20 protein-coding genes are annotated in these 18325 nt (G+C 47.3%); 9 read left to right on the plus strand and 11 right to left on the minus strand.

Going from position 1 to position 18325, the window contains the following annotated elements; translation table 11 throughout:
• Nucleotides 1-184: 184 nt before the first annotated feature.
• Nucleotides 185-514 carry a YkgJ family cysteine cluster protein gene (locus RGV86_RS00300; RefSeq protein WP_010345776.1) on the minus strand — a complete coding sequence of 110 codons (330 nt, stop codon included), beginning with the start codon at nucleotides 512-514 and terminating at the stop codon, nucleotides 185-187.
• Nucleotides 515-1393: 879 nt separating this feature from the next.
• On the opposite strand from RGV86_RS00300, the gene RGV86_RS00305 reads away from it, so the two are divergent.
• Both RGV86_RS00305 and ymgF read left to right on the plus strand, forming a co-directional pair.
• Nucleotides 1394-2917, plus strand: coding sequence for an EAL domain-containing protein (locus tag RGV86_RS00305; RefSeq protein ID WP_085460637.1), 1524 nt, complete (start codon nucleotides 1394-1396; stop codon nucleotides 2915-2917).
• Nucleotides 2918-3088: 171 nt separating this feature from the next.
• Nucleotides 3089-3307 (plus strand): cell division-associated protein YmgF, encoded by a 219-nt coding sequence (ymgF, locus tag RGV86_RS00310; RefSeq protein ID WP_001043535.1) that lies wholly within the window; start codon nucleotides 3089-3091, stop codon nucleotides 3305-3307.
• A 306-nt stretch (nucleotides 3308-3613) separates the two neighbouring features.
• On the opposite strand, the gene RGV86_RS00315 is transcribed toward ymgF, so the two are convergent.
• The 6 genes from RGV86_RS00315 to minC all read right to left on the minus strand — a co-directional run bounded on the left by RGV86_RS00315 (nucleotide 3614) and on the right by minC (nucleotide 6699).
• Nucleotides 3614-3949: a YmgD family protein gene (locus tag RGV86_RS00315; RefSeq protein WP_000979974.1), complete on the minus strand. Its 336-nt coding sequence runs from the start codon at nucleotides 3947-3949 to the stop codon at nucleotides 3614-3616.
• 3 nt (nucleotides 3950-3952) lie between these two features.
• A complete protein-coding gene (locus RGV86_RS00320; RefSeq protein ID WP_000730702.1) occupies nucleotides 3953-4297 on the minus strand; it encodes a YMGG-like glycine zipper-containing protein in 345 nt (114 codons plus the stop codon).
• Between the two features lies 1 nt (nucleotide 4298).
• Complete coding sequence (locus RGV86_RS22275) at nucleotides 4299-4451, minus strand: hypothetical protein (RefSeq protein WP_370906317.1); 153 nt, start codon at nucleotides 4449-4451, stop codon at nucleotides 4299-4301.
• Between the two features lie 446 nt (nucleotides 4452-4897).
• The gene (minE, locus tag RGV86_RS00325) at nucleotides 4898-5164 is read right to left on the minus strand and encodes a cell division topological specificity factor MinE (RefSeq protein WP_001185665.1); all 267 of its coding nucleotides are present in this window, start codon (nucleotides 5162-5164) and stop codon (nucleotides 4898-4900) included.
• A gap of 3 nt (nucleotides 5165-5167) precedes the next feature.
• Nucleotides 5168-5980, minus strand: a complete 813-nt coding sequence (gene minD / locus RGV86_RS00330) for a septum site-determining protein MinD (RefSeq protein WP_000101043.1) — start codon at nucleotides 5978-5980, stop codon at nucleotides 5168-5170.
• A gap of 23 nt (nucleotides 5981-6003) precedes the next feature.
• A complete protein-coding gene (minC, locus tag RGV86_RS00335) occupies nucleotides 6004-6699 on the minus strand; it encodes a septum site-determining protein MinC (protein WP_010357020.1) in 696 nt (231 codons plus the stop codon).
• 128 nt (nucleotides 6700-6827) lie between these two features.
• Between minC and RGV86_RS00340 the strand changes: the two genes are divergently transcribed.
• The 3 genes from RGV86_RS00340 to ycgN all read left to right on the plus strand — a co-directional run bounded on the left by RGV86_RS00340 (nucleotide 6828) and on the right by ycgN (nucleotide 8391).
• Nucleotides 6828-7121: a YcgL domain-containing protein gene (locus RGV86_RS00340; RefSeq protein ID WP_001516252.1), complete on the plus strand. Its 294-nt coding sequence runs from the start codon at nucleotides 6828-6830 to the stop codon at nucleotides 7119-7121.
• A 71-nt stretch (nucleotides 7122-7192) separates the two neighbouring features.
• The gene (locus RGV86_RS00345; protein WP_085460638.1) at nucleotides 7193-7852 is read left to right on the plus strand and encodes a fumarylacetoacetate hydrolase family protein; all 660 of its coding nucleotides are present in this window, start codon (nucleotides 7193-7195) and stop codon (nucleotides 7850-7852) included.
• 92 nt (nucleotides 7853-7944) lie between these two features.
• A complete protein-coding gene (gene ycgN, locus RGV86_RS00350) occupies nucleotides 7945-8391 on the plus strand; it encodes a cysteine cluster protein YcgN (RefSeq protein WP_024165127.1) in 447 nt (148 codons plus the stop codon).
• A gap of 513 nt (nucleotides 8392-8904) precedes the next feature.
• Here ycgN and znuB read toward each other — a convergent pair.
• Together znuB and znuC are read right to left on the minus strand one after the other, a co-directional pair.
• Nucleotides 8905-9690 carry a zinc ABC transporter permease subunit ZnuB gene (gene znuB, locus RGV86_RS00355; protein WP_000571472.1) on the minus strand — a complete coding sequence of 262 codons (786 nt, stop codon included), beginning with the start codon at nucleotides 9688-9690 and terminating at the stop codon, nucleotides 8905-8907.
• Entirely contained in the window at nucleotides 9687-10442 is a 756-nt protein-coding gene (gene znuC / locus RGV86_RS00360) for a zinc ABC transporter ATP-binding protein ZnuC (protein WP_000202981.1), read from the minus strand. The genes znuB and znuC overlap by 4 nt, the downstream gene beginning before the upstream one ends.
• Before the next feature lie 78 nt (nucleotides 10443-10520).
• Here znuC and znuA point away from each other — a divergent pair, with 78 nt between their 5' ends.
• The 3 genes from znuA to lpxM all read left to right on the plus strand — a co-directional run bounded on the left by znuA (nucleotide 10521) and on the right by lpxM (nucleotide 13881).
• Nucleotides 10521-11453 carry a zinc ABC transporter substrate-binding protein ZnuA gene (gene znuA / locus RGV86_RS00365; RefSeq protein ID WP_085460762.1) on the plus strand — a complete coding sequence of 311 codons (933 nt, stop codon included), beginning with the start codon at nucleotides 10521-10523 and terminating at the stop codon, nucleotides 11451-11453.
• A 15-nt stretch (nucleotides 11454-11468) separates the two neighbouring features.
• Complete coding sequence (gene mepM, locus RGV86_RS00370) at nucleotides 11469-12791, plus strand: murein DD-endopeptidase MepM (protein WP_001184035.1); 1323 nt, start codon at nucleotides 11469-11471, stop codon at nucleotides 12789-12791.
• 118 nt (nucleotides 12792-12909) lie between these two features.
• Nucleotides 12910-13881 (plus strand): lauroyl-Kdo(2)-lipid IV(A) myristoyltransferase, encoded by a 972-nt coding sequence (lpxM, locus tag RGV86_RS00375; RefSeq protein WP_085460640.1) that lies wholly within the window; start codon nucleotides 12910-12912, stop codon nucleotides 13879-13881.
• Nucleotides 13882-14012: 131 nt separating this feature from the next.
• Here the strand turns inward: lpxM and pyk are convergent, their stop codons facing one another.
• Together pyk and hexR are read right to left on the minus strand one after the other, a co-directional pair.
• Nucleotides 14013-15455 (minus strand): pyruvate kinase, encoded by a 1443-nt coding sequence (gene pyk / locus RGV86_RS00380; RefSeq protein WP_000091159.1) that lies wholly within the window; start codon nucleotides 15453-15455, stop codon nucleotides 14013-14015.
• A gap of 126 nt (nucleotides 15456-15581) precedes the next feature.
• Nucleotides 15582-16451, minus strand: coding sequence for a DNA-binding transcriptional regulator HexR (gene hexR / locus RGV86_RS00385; protein ID WP_001056684.1), 870 nt, complete (start codon nucleotides 16449-16451; stop codon nucleotides 15582-15584).
• Nucleotides 16452-16788: 337 nt separating this feature from the next.
• On the opposite strand from hexR, the gene zwf reads away from it, so the two are divergent.
• The gene (gene zwf / locus RGV86_RS00390; protein ID WP_000301727.1) at nucleotides 16789-18264 is read left to right on the plus strand and encodes a glucose-6-phosphate dehydrogenase; all 1476 of its coding nucleotides are present in this window, start codon (nucleotides 16789-16791) and stop codon (nucleotides 18262-18264) included.
• The last annotated feature ends 61 nt before the right edge of the window (nucleotides 18265-18325 follow it).

An 18325-nucleotide genomic window follows, 5' to 3' on the forward strand; every position in this document is an offset into this window, starting at 1 on the left:
GTACTTTAATTTTATCAATGGTCTTAATTATTGATGGGGTGTTATATGATTTATTTTGGTTTTTTCTGTATTTATTATTAATGGATTAACCGCGACAGTAATGTCGCGGCATAGTTAGTTTCGCTACCTGAATATATTGTTGAGGATGGCGATAGTATGGAGCTAATTAAACTTGAAAAAGCTTTTAAATTGGAGGTAGTCCATATTTAGCTCGAGCGCGATTACATGCCTCATTAATTTCTCCATGCTCGCCTGACATGGCGAATTCTCTACATGTGGAAGAGCGGTTTTTATATATTGTGCAGCAGGCGTTTTTTCCAGGCGTTCCTGCCAGGGCAATACAGCGTGGGTTCTTCTGGTTAGTTCCGCGCATACATCGGTGGTAAGGGGATATCTGCTCAGTAAGATGAGCCGGTATGGTTCCGCCTGCATCATCAGCTTCGGCCCAGTAAAAAGAGACGCGGAAAAATGCACAACAGGCACCACACGCCATGCATGGATTCAGATTGCTCATAATTCACCAGTACTTCTATATAAATATCACAACAAAACCGCAGACACGTCGTATAAAGGCGCGTGCCTGCGGCAGGCTGGCGAACTTTCTATAGTGCGAGTATTGAATGATTACCAGCCGTTATCAATTTTACATATCTATTTAGATATGACCAGACAAGTTGAATACAAACAGGAAGAGTTAATCTTTACAATTTGTAACATGGGGTTTTGTGAAAAGAAAATGTCTTACGCACCAGAGTTCGCATTATATGGTTTCTATAGCCTGACTTGCTAAATAAGAATATATCGCTCTCTTTCTTATTCTAACTGGTTATAGATGTTATCAGAAAAAGTTATTTCTCTGGTTTTTAAGAGTATAAAAAATCCACGTTTGACTTGTGCAACTTATATTACTGCTATCGATTCTTCACATTCCTTCCAGTGATATTGCTGTATATAATGGAGCTGATTTTGGATGCCGTTATTGATGGATACCGTTTGTTATGAGCAGGTGTCGTGTGCTGTTGAAGAAAAAGCTGGGTCGCGTAGAGTAACAATTTGCACTGCCTTACCTCGGTATAACCTTTACTGTCCCCATCGACGTTGTACCAGTTCAGCATATCCTTACTCATTGATACAGTTAAGTATTAAAGGATGAGTACACAGAGAACGTTGCCTACCCAATATTCTTGTTCTGGTTTGTTGCTCAATCGTCTTCTCTGTCCTGGGGGCAGTCAATTAACGCTCACTTGAGATTTTTATCCAACATTGAAGGTATTACGGCATAGTGGGGTAAAATTTCATCAAGAACGTGGATATTTCTGATTCTCTCTACCATGCTCTCTGTAGACGCCAGATTGAGCGAATGAACAGAGAAAAATGGTCCTGGGACACGCGAATGCGCAATACACTTATCCCCATCCTCGTTGCGGTGTGCCTGTTTATTACTGGCGTCTCTATTTTGAATATTCAGCTCTGGTATTCCGCAAAAGCAGAGAGCCTGGCGGGGGCGAAGTACGCCGCCAACAACATTAATCATATTCTTGAGGAAGCGTCACAGGCGACTCAAACGGCGATGGAAATTGCAGGGAAAAGGTGCGATCTGGATGAACAATATCAGCTAGGTACAGAGGCCGCGCTGAAACCCCATCTGCGGACGATCATCATTCTCAAACAAGGTGCTGTCTGGTGTACATCGCTGCCGGGTAATCGGGTACTGCTATCCCGTATTCCTGAGATACCAGACAGTAATTTGCTGTTGGCTCCGGCGCTCGACACTGTAAATAGATTACCCATTCTGCTCTATCAGATTCAGTTCGCTGATACGCGTATCCTGGTGACTATTAGCGACCAGCATATCCGTGGGGCGCTCCATGTGCCGTTGAAGGGGGTGAAATATAGTTTGCGCGTGGGGGATAATATTATTGGGCCGTCGGGAGATGTGACAACTCTCAATGGCAGACATCAACTTTCTGGACGGGTTAACTCCACTGAATATCATTTCAGTATTATCTATAACCAGCCGCCGCTATTTAGCTTTACCAGAATGATCGACAAAGGCTTGGGTATTTTGATATTCAGCCTTTTAATATCCTGTTCCGCTGCCTTTTTACTTGATAAATATTTCAATAAGACAGACACACCTGAAGAGATTCTGCGTAGGGCGATAAGCAATGGTGAGATTGTGCCTTTTTACCAACCGGTAGTTAATGGTCGGGAAGGGACGTTACGCGGCGTAGAAGTTCTTGCCCGATGGAAACATCCTCGTGGAGGATATATTTCACCTGTAGCATTTATTCCACTTGCTGAAAAATCAGGGTTGATAGTTCCGCTCACCCAAAGTTTGATGAGTCAGGTCGCCACACAAATGAACGCGATCGCCAGTAAACTGCCGGAAGGATTTCATGTTGGGATCAATTTTAGCGCCTCGCATATTATTTCGCCGACATTTGTTGAAGAATGTCTGAAATACCGCGACAGCTTCACTCGCCATGATTTGAATCTCGTTCTTGAAGTTACTGAGCGTGAAGCGTTACATGTTGATGAAAATTTGGTTCAGCGATTGAACATTCTGCATGAAAATGGTTTTGTTATCGCGCTGGATGATTTTGGTACGGGCTACTCAGGGCTTTCTTATCTCCATGATCTGCACATCGATTATATTAAGATTGATCACAGTTTCGTCGGTCGGGTCAATGCAGATCCTGATTCCACCCGAATTCTGGACTGTGTGCTGGATCTGGCGCGCAAACTTTCTATCAGTATTGTCGCCGAAGGCGTCGAGACTAAGGAGCAGCTCGACTATTTGAACCAGAATAATATTACGTTCCAGCAAGGGTACTATTTCTATAAACCGGTGACGTATATTGAACTCGTCAAAATTATTCTCTCAAAACCGAAGGTGAAAGTGGTTGTTGAGTGAATATTGCACTAATTGATATAGCATGATGATGTTTGGCTGAAAATTGATCAGCAAGGCGATGAAATGGTGCAATTGTAGACAGGTAATTAGCTCGTTGCTTCTTGTTACTATTGTTCATTATTTTGTTTGCTATAATTGTCTGAAGATTTTGTCAGGATCACCGTAAGTAGCATGAACAAAAGTAATAGTCTGGATTATTTCACTTTGTATATCATCTTTTCCATTGCGTTTATGCTGATCTCCATCCTGATTATCCTGATCGCCAAACCCAGCATCTGGCTAGGAGAAGTGCTTGTTACCATAAATTTAATCAATGCACTGGTTTGGCTGGTAATCAATTTGCTTAACCGGTTAAGAGAGAAGCTGGTAAGCCAAAGGGATCAGCATTAACCCTTCTTTTAAATACGTTTTGACAATTTGGGCTGACAGGATATTTGATCAGAAATGCTTATAAATCCAATCAGTAGATGATTAATCTTTGAAACTGGAAAAACTGGTCAGGTTTAGTTTTGGGAAAATTACTCTGCGGTGAGGCGGGGGGATACGGATATGATTGCAGTAAAATAGTTTTTGATACAGTGAAAACTGACGGAATAAACCAAAGCCAAATACTAACACTTCATTTTTGTTTATAAGCACATCCATCCGCTAAAAATATACCGCGTCGAATAAATCGACGCGGTACTACATTAACTATTATTTTTTGCCGATGGCACGCATGGTGTCATCAATTGCGGTAATTAACAGCATTTGCGGATCTTTAGCACAAACCTGATTCAGTTTTTCTACCACTTTGGCACTCAGTTCTGGAGATTGCTCAATTTTTAAATCACGGCTAGTAACGCTGGCATTACCCATTACAGCGACGATATCTGCAACCTGTGCGCTGTCAGTTTTTGCCATTTCGTTGGCTTCTGCGCAAGTAATGTAGGTTTCTGCCGGCAGGCCGTTCTTAATATTATAATCCTGCGCCCAGGTCATTGGTGCGAAAACAAACAGTCCAGCCAGTAAAGCAAATTTTTTCATCATCATACCTTATTTCATTTTACCCAGAATGGCACCACCTGTACCACCAATCACAGCACCTTTAATCGCGCCTTCCAGACCATTGCCGGTCAGGACGCCAGTGACTGCGCCAACGGCCGCACCTACTTTTGCGCCTTTACGGGCATTTTTACCATCGCGACCTTTTTCAGTGACTGCGCCAACACCTGCACCTACAGCAGCGCCTTTCAGTACGCCATTTACACCATTGCCAGTCAGTAAGCCTACGCCTGCGCCTAACAATGCGCCTTTAGTGGTGCGATTCATATCCGCCATGGCTGGCGTGGAGCAGAGTAATATTGAGATGAGCCCGAAGGCGAGTGTTTTTTTCTTCAACTTAGATGTCCGGTATTAAGTAAGTTGCACACACAATAATTTCGTCTTCAATTAAGAGCAGCTTAACTAAAGAACGCTCGATATTATTCAGATCATTCAAAATGAGCGCGGTTTGTATAATAAGAGTTATGTTTTTCGCTTGAATGGGAATAATCTTAAATAAGAATTAACTCATTGATTTTGAATATTTTATTCAAGAAATGTCATCAAGTGTTAACATTGCATTGCAAAGGTAAGGCAATCTGAAATATCAATGTTATTGTGTAATTTATATGTGAACAATATTTATCAGAAAACGTAATGTCAGTGATTTTATTCTGGTGGCGATAATGTGAATTAGTTGCGACTTAATTTGACGCTGGAGCTTGAAGGGGGAGTGTTACCGTTTATACAAAACAGGAGGTAATTCCCATTTCCTGTACTAACAACGCAGCAACCAAATGAGCGAACTCAACGGAGGGAAGGGGGCTGTGCCTGGACGCCGATGACAACATTACTTAATAGCGAACCGGGGAAGAGAAAAATTTAACCAGGGTGTAATCTGACAGATACCTGTATAAATAACCGGTAACTGTCAGATCGGACCTGAGCTAATACAGCTTATTTCAGCTCTTCTGCTTCCGGCAGGGTCACGTTCAACTCAAGAATGGAAATATCACCATCTTTTTGCTCAAGCTGTACGGTCACCATCTCGGGATCGATTTGTACGTATTTACAAATGACCTCAAGAATATCTTTACGCAACTGGGGCAGATAGTGTGGTTCTGCATCGCTGCGACGGCGTTCAGCAACAATAATTTGCAACCGCTCTTTTGCAATGTTGGCCGTGTTTTTCTTCCGTGAGAGAAAGAAATCGAGTAATGCCATAACTTATCCTCCGAACAAGCGTTTGAGGAAGCCTTTCTTCTCTTCTTCAATGAAGCGGAAAGGACGTTCTTCTCCCAACAGACGTTCTACGGTATCAGCGTAGGCTTTACCCGCATCGGCGTTGATATCGAGAATAACCGGTTCCCCCTGGTTAGAGGCGCGCAATACTGATTGATCCTCTGGGATCACGCCGACGAGCTTGATGCGCAGGATCTCCAGCACGTCTTCCATGCTCAACATGTCTCCTTTGTGCACGCGACCAGGGTTATAGCGCGTTAACAGCAGGTGCTCTTTTATGGGTTCTTCGCCGTTTTCTGCGCGACGTGATTTCGACGCCAGAATACCTAAAATACGGTCAGAGTCACGCACTGAGGAGACTTCCGGGTTGGTGGTAATAATGGCCTCATCAGCGAAATAAAGAGCCATTAATGCACCGGTTTCAATACCCGCCGGTGAGTCACAAACGATAAACTCAAAGTCCATCGCTTTCAGGTCATCAAGAACTTTGGCCACCCCTTCGCGGGTGAGGGCATCTTTATCGCGAGTTTGCGAAGCTGGGAGAATATAGAGGTTATCAGTACGCTTATCCTTAATTAACGCCTGATTTAGCGTTGCATCGCCCTGAATGACGTTGACGAAATCGTAAACGACCCGGCGCTCGCAACCCATAATCAGGTCGAGATTACGCAAGCCGATATCAAAATCGATCACGACAGTTTTCTTTCCCTTCTGGGCCAAACCAGTGGCGATGGCCGCGCTGGAGGTTGTCTTTCCAACGCCCCCTTTCCCCGAAGTAACAACAATAATGCGTGCCATAAAAATTCCTTGTTAAAAAGGGATCAATTTAACGATTGAACGGTCAAAGCGTTTTCGACTAATTGCAGTCGTGCTGCTTTGCCATAAAATTCTGCTGGGATTTTATCACTCAGCCAGTATTCACCGGCGATAGAGACCAGTTCTGCCATCAGACTCGTACAAAATATTTGTGCTTCCCGGTCACCACTTGCCCCGGCTAGCGCACGACCGCGCATCATGCCATAGACATGAATGTTACCATCTGCGATCAATTCTGCCCCTGCACTAACATGGCTTGTAACAATCAGATCACATTGTGGCGCATAAATGCGCTGACCGGAACGTACAGGGGTATCTATTAAGCGCGTTTTTGTGTCCGGTGTTGTATTTTTCGCAGGAACCTGGGGAGTCGGTGCTGGACGTGGCGCTTTTTCCTTTCCTTCAGTCAGGATCGGCAACCCCATCTTTTCGATTTCAGCTTTCAGCTTCGCATTTTTGCAGCCACTGACACCAATGATCCGCAAGCCTGTTGCTGAGATAGCTTTGTGCATTGCTGGCCAGTTGACCTGTTCTTCGAGGCCACTGACATTGAGTACGATGGGAGCATGATTTAAAAATGCCGGAGCCTGAGCGATTTTGTCTTCCAGCGCCTGATGAATAACCTTAGGTTCTGCCTCATGCAGATGAACCACAGATAAGGTGAAGCTGCTACCTTTAAGCTCGATTGGCGTGTTTGACATCCTGGCCTTACTCAATTAGCTAATTACCATCATCATCAGCGTGCGATGATATTACGAAGACTATAAGGCATGTTATAGTCTGGATTATATTGAGGCAAGTCACCCCCCCATTTATTCAGAGTAAAATTATGTTTTGTGTGATCTATCGAAGTAGTAAACGTGACCAGACCTATTTATATGTTGAAAAAAAAGACGACTTTTCACGTGTTCCAGAGGAGCTGATGAAAGGTTTTGGTCAACCGCAACTTGCGATGATTCTTCCATTGGACGGGAGAAAAAAACTGGTAAATGCCGATATTGAGAAAGTTAAACAGGCCTTAGCTGAGCATGGCTATTATCTTCAATTGCCACCTCCTCCTGAGGATTTGCTGAAGCAACATCTTTCTGTGATGGCGAAAAATACAGACAGCACTAAAAAATAACCAATATCCGGCGGTGGCATCATATTTGTCGGAGCGGGTTTTAAGATCCACGATGAAGTGAGAGGAACGTTATGTATCAACATCACAACTGGCAAGGTGCACTGCTGGATTATCCGGTGAGTAAAGTAGTTTGTGTTGGCAGTAATTATGCCAGACATATTAAAGAGATGGGGAGTGAAGTACCTGAAGAGCCCGTGTTGTTCATTAAACCTGAAACGGCACTGTGCGATCTGCGCCAGCCATTGGCTATTCCCTCAGATTTCGGCGCGGTTCATCATGAAGTAGAACTGGCTGTGTTGATTGGCGCGACGCTACGTCAGGCTACGGAAGAGCATGTGCGCAAAGCCATTGCAGGTTACGGCGTGGCGCTCGATCTGACATTACGTGATATTCAGGCAAAAATGAAGAAAGCCGGGCAGCCGTGGGAAAAGGCCAAAGCGTTTGATAACTCTTGTCCTCTTTCCGGGTTTATTCCTGCCGCAGAGTTCACTGGCGATCCGCAAAATACATCGCTGGGTCTGAGCGTTAACGGCGAACAACGCCAACAAGGTTCGACTGCGGACATGATCCATAAAATCGTTCCGCTGATTGCTTATATGAGCAAGTTTTTTACCCTCAAGGCCGGTGACGTTGTGTTAACAGGCACGCCTGATGGTGTCGGCCCGCTATACAGTGGCGATGAACTGACTGTTACTTTCGATGGTCATTCTTTGACAACTCGCGTTTTGTAATACTTTTTTGCCGCCTGAATGAGGCGGCAAAACTTGCATCGCTGTGCCAGACTGGTTATAAGGTGCGTTTTAACGTAATGGCGGAACACCTGATGAGCGATATACCTTTCTGGCAAAGTAAAACCCTTGATGAAATGAGCGATGCAGAATGGGAGTCGTTGTGTGATGGTTGTGGTCAGTGCTGCCTGCATAAACTGATGGATGAAGACACCGACGAAATCTACTTCACTAACGTCGCTTGCCGTCAGCTTAATATTAAAACCTGTCAATGTCGGAACTACGAACGCCGCTTCGAGTTTGAACCTGACTGCATCAAATTAACCCGCGAAAACCTGCCAACATTCGAATGGCTACCGATGACCTGTGCATATCGATTGCTGGCGGAAGGGAAGGCATTGCCAGAGTGGCATCCGCTGATGACTGGTTCGAAAGCGGCAATGCACGGTGAGCGAATCTCTGTACGTCATATTGCGGTGAAAGAATCAGAAGTGATCGACTGGCAGGATCATATACTCAATAAACCGGACTGGGCGCAGTGAGCATTTGAAACAGAAGGGATTACTTTCTCGTTTTGAACGGGGCACTGTTGGTGCATCAGAACTGAAATTTACATTCAGAATTGCCAGGGGATTGTCATTATTATCTGCCCCCAATGCGAACAGAAAAATGCCCCTCTGTGCAGTAATGAAGATTGGATTTACTCCTGCACTTAATGCCCTGCGAGCAAATGTGCTGCAATTCATACGCTGTACGAACTTATACTGATACTCCTATTTCTCGGTGCTACATACCTGTATTTATTGCCAGTTTCCAGAGACTGCTTATCTGCTCACTCACGTTTTTTCGAGAGAACGATAATATTTTTCGTGGGGAAATAACTGCAAAGGAGAATTCTTAATATCGTCGTTTAATTTGTCGAATGCGGACATGGATTTTATGCAGACCATATAAACATTCTCTGGTCGCTTGTTCTTAACAGAATGTTTTTTGCTGATACTCGCAATGTGGTGACCTGGTCGATGAAACTGGCACTGTATAGTGCCAGTCGCAACTTAGTTGGCTTGCTTTTTCATCATACTGATAATAAACAACAGCGCCGCACACAGCACCACCGACGGGCCTGCTGGCGTATCGTAAAACGCGGAAAAGGTTAAACCACCAGTTACGGCAATCATCCCCACCAAAACAGCGACACCAGCCATCTGCTCCGGCGTGCGGGCAAAACGACGTGCAGTAGCCGCAGGAATAATCAGCAGCGAGGTAATAATCAACGCGCCGACAAATTTCATTGCCACGCCAATCGTCAATGCCGTCACCAGCATCAACAATAATTTTACGCGCTGTAATTTCACGCCATCAACAAACGCCAGATCCGGGCTAATCGTCATCGACAGTAAATTGCGCCATTGCCAGAACAGAATTGCCACCACGATGACCACGCCAATCGCAATGGAGATAAGATCTTCCGGCGTCACTGCCAGCAAATCACCGAACAGGTATGCCATCAAGTCAACGCGAATGTTAGACATCAGGCTGACGACGACCAGACCCAGCGACAAAGCACTGTGCGCCATAATTCCCAATAATGTATCGATCGCCAGTTGTGGGCGCTTTTCCAGCCATACCAGACCACCCGCCAGTAATAGCGTAACCGCAATCACTGCATAGAAAGGATTCACATCCAGTAACAGGCCAAACGCGACGCCAAGTAAAGATGCATGCGCCAGCGTGTCGCCGAAATAAGACATACGGCGCCAGACAACAAACGAACCCAGCGGACCTGCGGCACAGGCCAGCATGATCCCGGCTAACCAACCAGGAAATAATAATTCAATCATGAGCGATCATTTCCCCGACGCAGAATAATCCGCCCCTGTAAATCATGGCGGTGATTATGATGATGGCGATATATACCCAGTTGCTCAGCACCGCGAGGTCCAAACATCGAAATAAATTCTGGATGCAGGGAAACGACTTCCGGTGTGCCGGAACAACAGATGTGGTGATTGAGGCAAAGTACTTCATCGGTTTTTGCCATCACCAGATGCAGATCGTGAGAAACCATTAATACGCCACAATCCAGTTCGCGGCGCAGTTGATCAATCAGGTCGTACAACGCAACCTGACCATTTACATCCACGCCTTGAGTGGGTTCATCCAGCACTAATAATTGCGGTTGATTTAACAACGCGCGCGCCAGCAGTACACGCTGCGTTTCGCCGCCAGAGAGCTTTTGCATTGGCGCGTCAATCAGATGCCCGGCCTGAACGCGTTTCAGTGCGGGCAGAATGTCTTCTTTATATGTACCGGGGCGTAAGCGTAAAAAACGGTTTACGGTCAGTGGCAACGTGGTGTCGAGATAGAGCTTTTGCGGCACGTAGCCGATACGCAGTTTTCCGTGGCGCTTGATAACACCTTCATCTGGTGTTACCAGCCCGAGCACAACCCGCACCAGCGTCGACTTACCTGCGCCGTTCGGCCCAAGTAAGGTCAAAATTTTTCCAGGTTTAAGTTCCAGCGACACATCAGAGAGGACGCGGCGTTGGCCAAAAGAAACCGAGACATTTTCCAGGGAAACCAGACTTGTCATGTTAATTTTAGTCTTGCAGTAGTCATGAAATGTTATAATATCACACTTCTTGTATTCATTACGATGATTGGTCGCATTATGTTACATAAAAAAACGCTTCTTTTCGCAGCATTATCCGCCGCTCTCTGGGGTGGTGCAACACAGGCGGCAGATGCCGCCGTTGTTGCTTCGCTTAAACCTGTTGGATTCATCGCTTCCGCCATTGCTGATGGGGTAACAGAGACTGAAGTATTACTGCCTGATGGTGCTTCAGAACACGATTATTCACTGCGTCCATCGGATGTAAAACGCTTACAGAACGCGGACTTAGTCGTCTGGGTTGGCCCGGAGATGGAAGCGTTTATGCAAAAGCCGGTGAGCAAATTACCTGAGGCGAAACAGGTAACGATTGCGCAGCTTGAGAATGTAAAACCGATGCTGATGAAAAGTATTCACGGCGATGATGATGATCATAACCACGCGGAAAAAAGTGACGAAGATCACCATCACGGCGATTTCAACATGCATCTTTGGCTCTCCCCAGAGATAGCGCGGGCTACAGCGGTTGCAATCCATGGAAAATTAGTGGAACTTATGCCGCAAAGTCGAGCCAAACTTGACGCCAACCTGAAGGATTTTGAGGCACAATTAGTTGCAACCGATAAACAGGTTGGTAATGAGCTCGCGCCGCTCAAGGGAAAAGGTTATTTCGTTTTTCATGATGCTTACGGCTACTTCGAAAAACAATTCGGACTGACACCGCTTGGTCATTTTACCGTTAACCCAGAGATTCAACCGGGCGCGCAGCGTTTACATGAAATAAGAACACAGTTGGTTGAGCAAAAAGCAACCTGCGTTTTTGCTGAACCACAGTTCAGGCCAGCGGTCGTTGAAAGCGTCGCACGAGGGACATCCGTTCGTATGGGAACGTTGGATCCCCTTGGGACGAATATCAAACTGGGTAAAACAAGCTATTCAGAATTTCTGAATCAATTAGCCAACCAGTACGCGAGCTGCCTGAAAGGAGATTAATGAGGAAGTGATTACGTGCAACAGATAGCCCGCTCTGTCGCCCTGGCGTTTAATAATTTACCGCGACCACACCGCGTTATGTTGGGGTCGCTCACCGTTCTTACTCTGGCCGTCGCTGTCTGGCGGCCCTATGTTTACCACCGCGACGCCACGCCAATTGTTAAAACCATTGAGCTGGAACAAAACGAAATCCGTTCACTCTTACCTGAAGCCAGTGAACCGATTGATCAAGCCGCACAAGAAGATGAAGCCATTCCGCAAGATGAACTGGACGACAAGATCGCCGGAGAAGCGGGTGTGCATGAATATGTTGTTTCCACAGGCGATACGCTAAGTAGCATCCTCAATCAATATGGTATTGATATGGGTGATATCACCCAACTGGCTGCTGCGGATAAAGATCTGCGTAACCTGAAAATTGGTCAACAACTCACCTGGACATTAACCGCAGAGGGCGATTTACAACGTCTGACCTGGGAAGTTTCTCGTCGGGAAACGCGTACCTATGACCGCACTGCAGCAAACGGTTTTAAAATGACCAGCGAAATGCAGCAAGGGGAGTGGGTTAATAATCTACTGAAAGGCACTGTAGGGTCGAGCTTTGTTGCCAGCGCCAGAAGTGCTGGTTTAACCAGTGCTGAAGTGAGCGCAGTGATTAAAGCGTTACAGTGGCAGATGGACTTTCGGAAGGTTAAAAAAGGCGATGAATTTGCGGTATTAATGTCACGTGAAATGCTTGATGGCAAACGTGAGCAAAGCCAGTTACTGGGCGTACGTTTGCGTTCTGAAGGTAAAGATTACTACGCTATCCGTGCCGAAGATGGCAAGTTCTATGATCGTAACGGTACTGGTCTGGCGAAAGGATTCTTGCGATTCCCGACGGCGAAGCAGTTCCGTATCTCGTCTAACTTTAACCCGCGTCGTCTGAACCCGGTCACAGGTCGCGTTGCGCCGCACAGGGGCGTTGATTTCGCGATGCCACAGGGTACGCCGGTACTTTCGGTGGGTGACGGTGAAGTGGTTGTAGCCAAACGCAGTGGCGCCGCAGGTTATTATGTTGCGATCCGTCATGGCCGCACCTATACCACGCGTTATATGCACCTGCGCAAGATTCTGGTGAAACCGGGGCAGAAGGTAAAACGAGGCGATCGTATCGCGCTTTCCGGTAACACCGGGCGTTCAACCGGGCCGCATTTGCACTATGAAGTATGGATCAACCAGCAGGCCGTAAACCCGCTGACGGCGAAACTGCCGCGTACCGAAGGGCTGACTGGCTCCGATCGCAGTGAGTTCCTGGCGCAGGCCAAAGAGATTGTGCCGCAGCTACAGTTTGATTAATTAACACCCATTCGCAGCCGGTACGCAGTCAGTACCGGCTTTTTTATTTGGTGCGGGGCAAGTTGCGCCGCTACACTATCAGCAGATTGATATTTGCCTTATCCGAAACTGGAAAAGCATGGAAACGAAAAAAAATAATAGTGAATACATTCCTGAGTTTGATAAATCCTTTCGCCATCCGCGTTACTGGGGAGCCTGGTTGGGTGTGGCGGCGATGGCCGGCATTGCCTTAACGCCTCCGAAATTCCGCGATCCCATTCTGGCGCGGCTGGGACGTTTTGCCGGACGATTGGGTAAAAGCTCACGTCGTCGTGCGTTAATCAATCTGTCTCTTTGCTTTCCAGAACGTAGCGAAGCTGAACGCGAAGCGATTGTGGATGATATGTTTGCCACAGCGCCGCAGGCGATGGCGATGATGGCAGAACTGGCGATACGCGGGCCGGAAAAAATTCAGCCGCGCGTAGACTGGCAGGGACTGGAAATTATCGAAGAGATGCGGCGTAACGACGAGAAAGTGATCTTTCTGGTGCCGCACGGCTGGGCGGTAGATATCCCCGCTATGCTGATGGCCTCGCAAGGGCAGAAAATGGCGGCGATGTTCCATAATCAGGGCAACCCGGTTTTTGATTATGTCTGGAACACCGTGCGTCGTCGTTTTGGTGGTCGTCTACATGCGAGGAATGACGGCATAAAACCGTTCATCCAGTCGGTTCGTCAGGGGTACTGGGGCTATTATTTGCCCGATCAGGATCATGGCCCGGAGCACAGTGAATTTGTTGATTTCTTTGCAACTTATAAAGCGACGCTGCCCGCGATTGGTCGTCTGATGAAAGTGTGTCGTGCGCGTGTCGTACCGTTGTTTCCGATTTATGACGGCAAGACGCATCGTTTGACGATTCAGGTGCGCCCGCCGATGGATGACTTGTCAGAGGCAGATGACCATACCATTGCGCGGCGGATGAATGAAGAAGTCGAGATTTTTGTTGGTCCGCGACCAGAGCAATACACCTGGATTTTAAAATTGCTCAAGACTCGCAAACCGGGCGAAATTCAGCCTTATAAACGCAAAGATCTTTATCCCATCAAATAGAAAAAGCCTCTCACAAAGAGAGGCTTTCGTCTGATGATAAATTCAAGTTTGCTTCAGAAGATTTGAAATCTGTCGAATTATCATTGAATTGCAGGCCGGATAAGGCGTTTTCACCGCATCCGGCAACGTACTTACTCTACGGTTAAAATACGCGTGGTGTTGGTAGAACCCACGGTACTCATCACATCGCCCTGGGTGACAATTACCAGGTCACCAGACATCAGGTAGCCTTTATCGCGCAGCAGATTTACCGCTTCGTTGGCTGCAACCACGCCATCATTCGCGCTGTCAAAATAGACCGGCGTTACACCACGATAAAGCGCAGTCAGGTTCAGGGTACGCTCATGGCGAGACATTGCGAAAATCGGCAGTCCGGAGCTGATACGGGAAGTCATCAGCGCGGTACGACCTGACTCGGTCATGGTGATGATAGCGGTAACACCTTTCAGGTGGTTAGCCGCATACATCGCGGACATGGCGATAGCTTCTTCCACATTGTCGAACTGAACGTCCAGACGATGTTTAGACACGTTGATGCTTGGGATTTTTTCCGCACCCAGGCAAACACGCGCCATGGCTGCAACGGTTTCTGACGGATACTGACCCGCAGCGGTTTCTGCAGACAACATTACTGCGTCAGTACCATCCAGCACGGCGTTTGCCACGTCCATAACTTCTGCACGAGTCGGCATTGGGTTGGTAATCATTGACTCCATCATCTGGGTCGCAGTGATTACCGCACGGTTCAGCTGACGCGCGCGACGAATCAATGCTTTCTGAATGCCGACCAGTTCAGGATCGCCAATTTCTACGCCGAGGTCGCCACGTGCAACCATCACCACGTCAGAGGCGAGAATAATGTCGTCCATCGCATCCTGGCTGCAAACGGCTTCTGCGCGTTCAACCTTAGCGACAATTTTCGCATCACAACCAGCGTCGCGCGCCAGACGGCGTGCATAGTTCAGGTCTTCGCCGCAGCGTGGGAAGGAGACCGCCAGGTAATCCACGCCAATCAGCGCCGCAGTCTGGATATCTGCTTTATCTTTCTCGGTCAGGGCTTCAGCCGACAGGCCGCCGCCGAGTTTGTTGATCCCTTTATTGTTGGAGAGCGGGCCGCCGACGGTCACTTCGGTGAACACTTTCATGCCCTGAACTTCCAGCACTTTTAACTGAACGCGACCGTCGTCCAGCAGCAAGATGTCGCCAGGCACGACGTCAGCAGGCAATCCTTTATAGTCGATGCCGACTTTTTCTTTATCGCCTTCACCTTTCCCCAGGTTGGCGTCCAGCAGGAATTTATCCCCAATATTGAGGAATACCTTACCTTCTTTAAAGGTAGATACACGAATCTTTGGCCCCTGAAGGTCACCCAGAATAGCCACATGACGCCCCAGTTTTGCGGCAATTTCACGAACTTTATCCGCGCGCATTTTGTGATCTTCAGGCGAGCCATGAGAAAAGTTCATACGTACAACGTTCGCGCCGGCAGCGATAACTTTTTCAAGGTTATTATCGCGATCAGTAGCAGGGCCTAACGTGGTAACGATTTTGGTTCTGCGAAGCCTTCTGGACATGTAATACTCCGTTGACTGAAACAACAAGGTGTTGCTTGAACATGAAATCCGAATGAAATAAAGCCATTGTGGCGATAAATTAATCTCATTCGGATGTCGTATAAGATTAGAACAATGGCAATCGTTTTAACGATCGTCACTTAAATTAAGTAACTGCTTATCAAAACGCGATTCCTTAAGAGCTTCCTTGACCCGCTTCAAGTTATCTCTGAATTTTGCGCCGCGTCGCAAAGTAAATCCTGTTGCCAGCACATCTATCACGGTCAACTGGGCAAGTCGAGAGACCATGGGCATATAAATGTCAGTATCTTCCGGTACGTCGAGGGTAATTGCCAGCGTCGCTTCTTGGGCGAGTGGTGTACCAGCAGAGGTGAGGGCAATCACCATTGCGTCGTTTTCCCGCGCCAGTTGCGCCAGTTCAACCAGATTTTTGGTTCTGCCGGTATGGGAAATCAACACAACGACGTCTCCATCGCTACAGTTCATACAACTCATTCGCTGCAGTACGATATCGTCCGAGTAGATCACCGGAACATTGAAGCGAAAAAACTTATTCATTGCATCGTGGGCAACAGCGGCAGAAGAACCTAACCCGAAAAAGGCAATTTTTTTCGCCTGGGTGAGGAGATCAACAGCGCGATTGACGGCGGACTTATCCAGCGAGTGGCGGACGTGATCGAGAGTAGCCATTGCCGACTCAAATATTTTCCCTGTGTATGATTCAACGCTGTCATCTTCACTGACGTTGCGATTAACATAGGGTGTGCCATTAGCCAGACTTTGCGCCAGATGCAGTTTAAAATCAGGAAAACCGCGTGTGTCCATGCTGCGACAGAAACGATTGACCGTCGGTTCGCTAACATTGGCTTCCAGTGCCAGAGCAGCAATACTCGAATGGATCGCGTTGTCGGGCGAGACAAGAATGACCTCGGCAACTTTGCGTTCTGATTTGCTCAGATGTTCCAGTTTAGACTGGATTTTTTCCAGCATATTCATGATGTAAAGAGACTCACGGGTAATGACGATTTCCGCACGGAAAGAAATCGAAATGCAGTTTTGTCAGATATTACGCCTGTGCGCTGTGTTAATGACAAAAGCAGATAAAAAAGTTGTTATTTTTTTTCATAACATGATCAGTGTCAGATTTTTACCCAAAGGAAAACGATGGTTTTTTTATCAGTTTTGCCGCACTTTACGCGCTTTTGCCGTAATCGCACGGGTGGATAAGCGTTTACAGTTTTCGCAAGCTCGTAAAAGCAGTACAGTGCACCGTAAGAAAATTACAAGTATACCCAGGCTTAAGTACCGGGTTAGTTAACTTAAGGAGAATGACATGGCGGTAACGCAAACAGCCCAGGCCTGTGACCTGGTCATTTTCGGCGCGAAAGGCGACCTTGCGCGTCGTAAATTGCTGCCTTCCCTGTATCAACTGGAAAAAGCCGGTCAGCTCAACCCGGACACCCGGATTATCGGCGTAGGGCGTGCTGACTGGGATAAAGCGGCATATACCAAAGTTGTCCGCGAGGCGCTCGAAACTTTCATGAAAGAAACCATTGATGAAGGTTTATGGGACACCCTGAGTGCACGTCTGGATTTTTGTAATCTCGATGTCAATGACACTGCTGCATTCAGCCGTCTCGGCGCGATGCTGGATCAAAAAAATCGTATCACCATTAACTACTTTGCCATGCCGCCCAGCACTTTTGGCGCAATTTGCAAAGGGCTTGGCGAGGCAAAACTGAATGCTAAACCGGCACGCGTAGTCATGGAGAAACCGCTGGGGACGTCGCTGGCGACCTCGCAGGAAATCAACGATCAGGTTGGCGAATACTTCGAGGAGTGCCAGGTTTACCGTATCGACCACTATCTTGGTAAAGAAACGGTGCTGAACCTGTTGGCGCTGCGTTTTGCTAACTCTCTGTTTGTAAACAACTGGGACAATCGCACCATTGATCATGTTGAGATTACGGTGGCAGAAGAAGTGGGGATCGAAGGGCGCTGGGGCTATTTTGATAAAGCCGGTCAGATGCGCGACATGATCCAGAACCACCTGCTACAAATTCTCTGCATGATTGCGATGTCTCCGCCGTCTGACCTGAGCGCAGACAGCATCCGTGATGAAAAAGTCAAAGTACTGAAGTCTCTGCGCCGCATTGATCGCTCTAACGTGCGTGAAAAGACGGTGCGAGGACAGTACACCGCAGGTTTTGCGCAGGGCAAAAAAGTGCCGGGTTATCTGGAAGAAGAGGGCGCGAACAAAAGCAGTAACACGGAAACCTTCGTGGCGATCCGCGTCGACATCGATAACTGGCGCTGGGCTGGCGTACCGTTCTACCTGCGTACCGGTAAACGTCTGCCGACTAAATGCTCTGAAGTGGTGGTCTATTTCAAAACGCCAGAACTGAATCTGTTTAAAGAGTCGTGGCAGGATCTGCCGCAGAATAAACTGACTATCCGTCTGCAACCTGATGAAGGCGTGGATATCCAGGTACTGAATAAAGTTCCTGGCCTTGACCACAAACATAACCTGCAAATCACTAAGCTGGATCTGAGCTATTCAGAAACCTTTAATCAGACGCATCTGGCGGATGCCTATGAACGTCTGCTGCTGGAAACCATGCGTGGTATTCAGGCATTGTTTGTACGTCGCGATGAAGTGGAAGAAGCCTGGAAATGGGTAGACTCCATTACTGAGGCGTGGGCGATGGACAATGATGCGCCGAAACCGTATCAGGCCGGAACCTGGGGACCTGTTGCCTCGGTGGCGATGATTACTCGTGACGGTCGTTCCTGGAATGAGTTTGAGTAATATCTCGACTTATCCTTACGGGTTATTTTACCGGTAACATGATCTTGCACAGATTGTAGAG

Source organism: Escherichia ruysiae, assembly GCF_031323975.1.
Lineage (GTDB): Bacteria > Pseudomonadota > Gammaproteobacteria > Enterobacterales > Enterobacteriaceae > Escherichia > Escherichia ruysiae.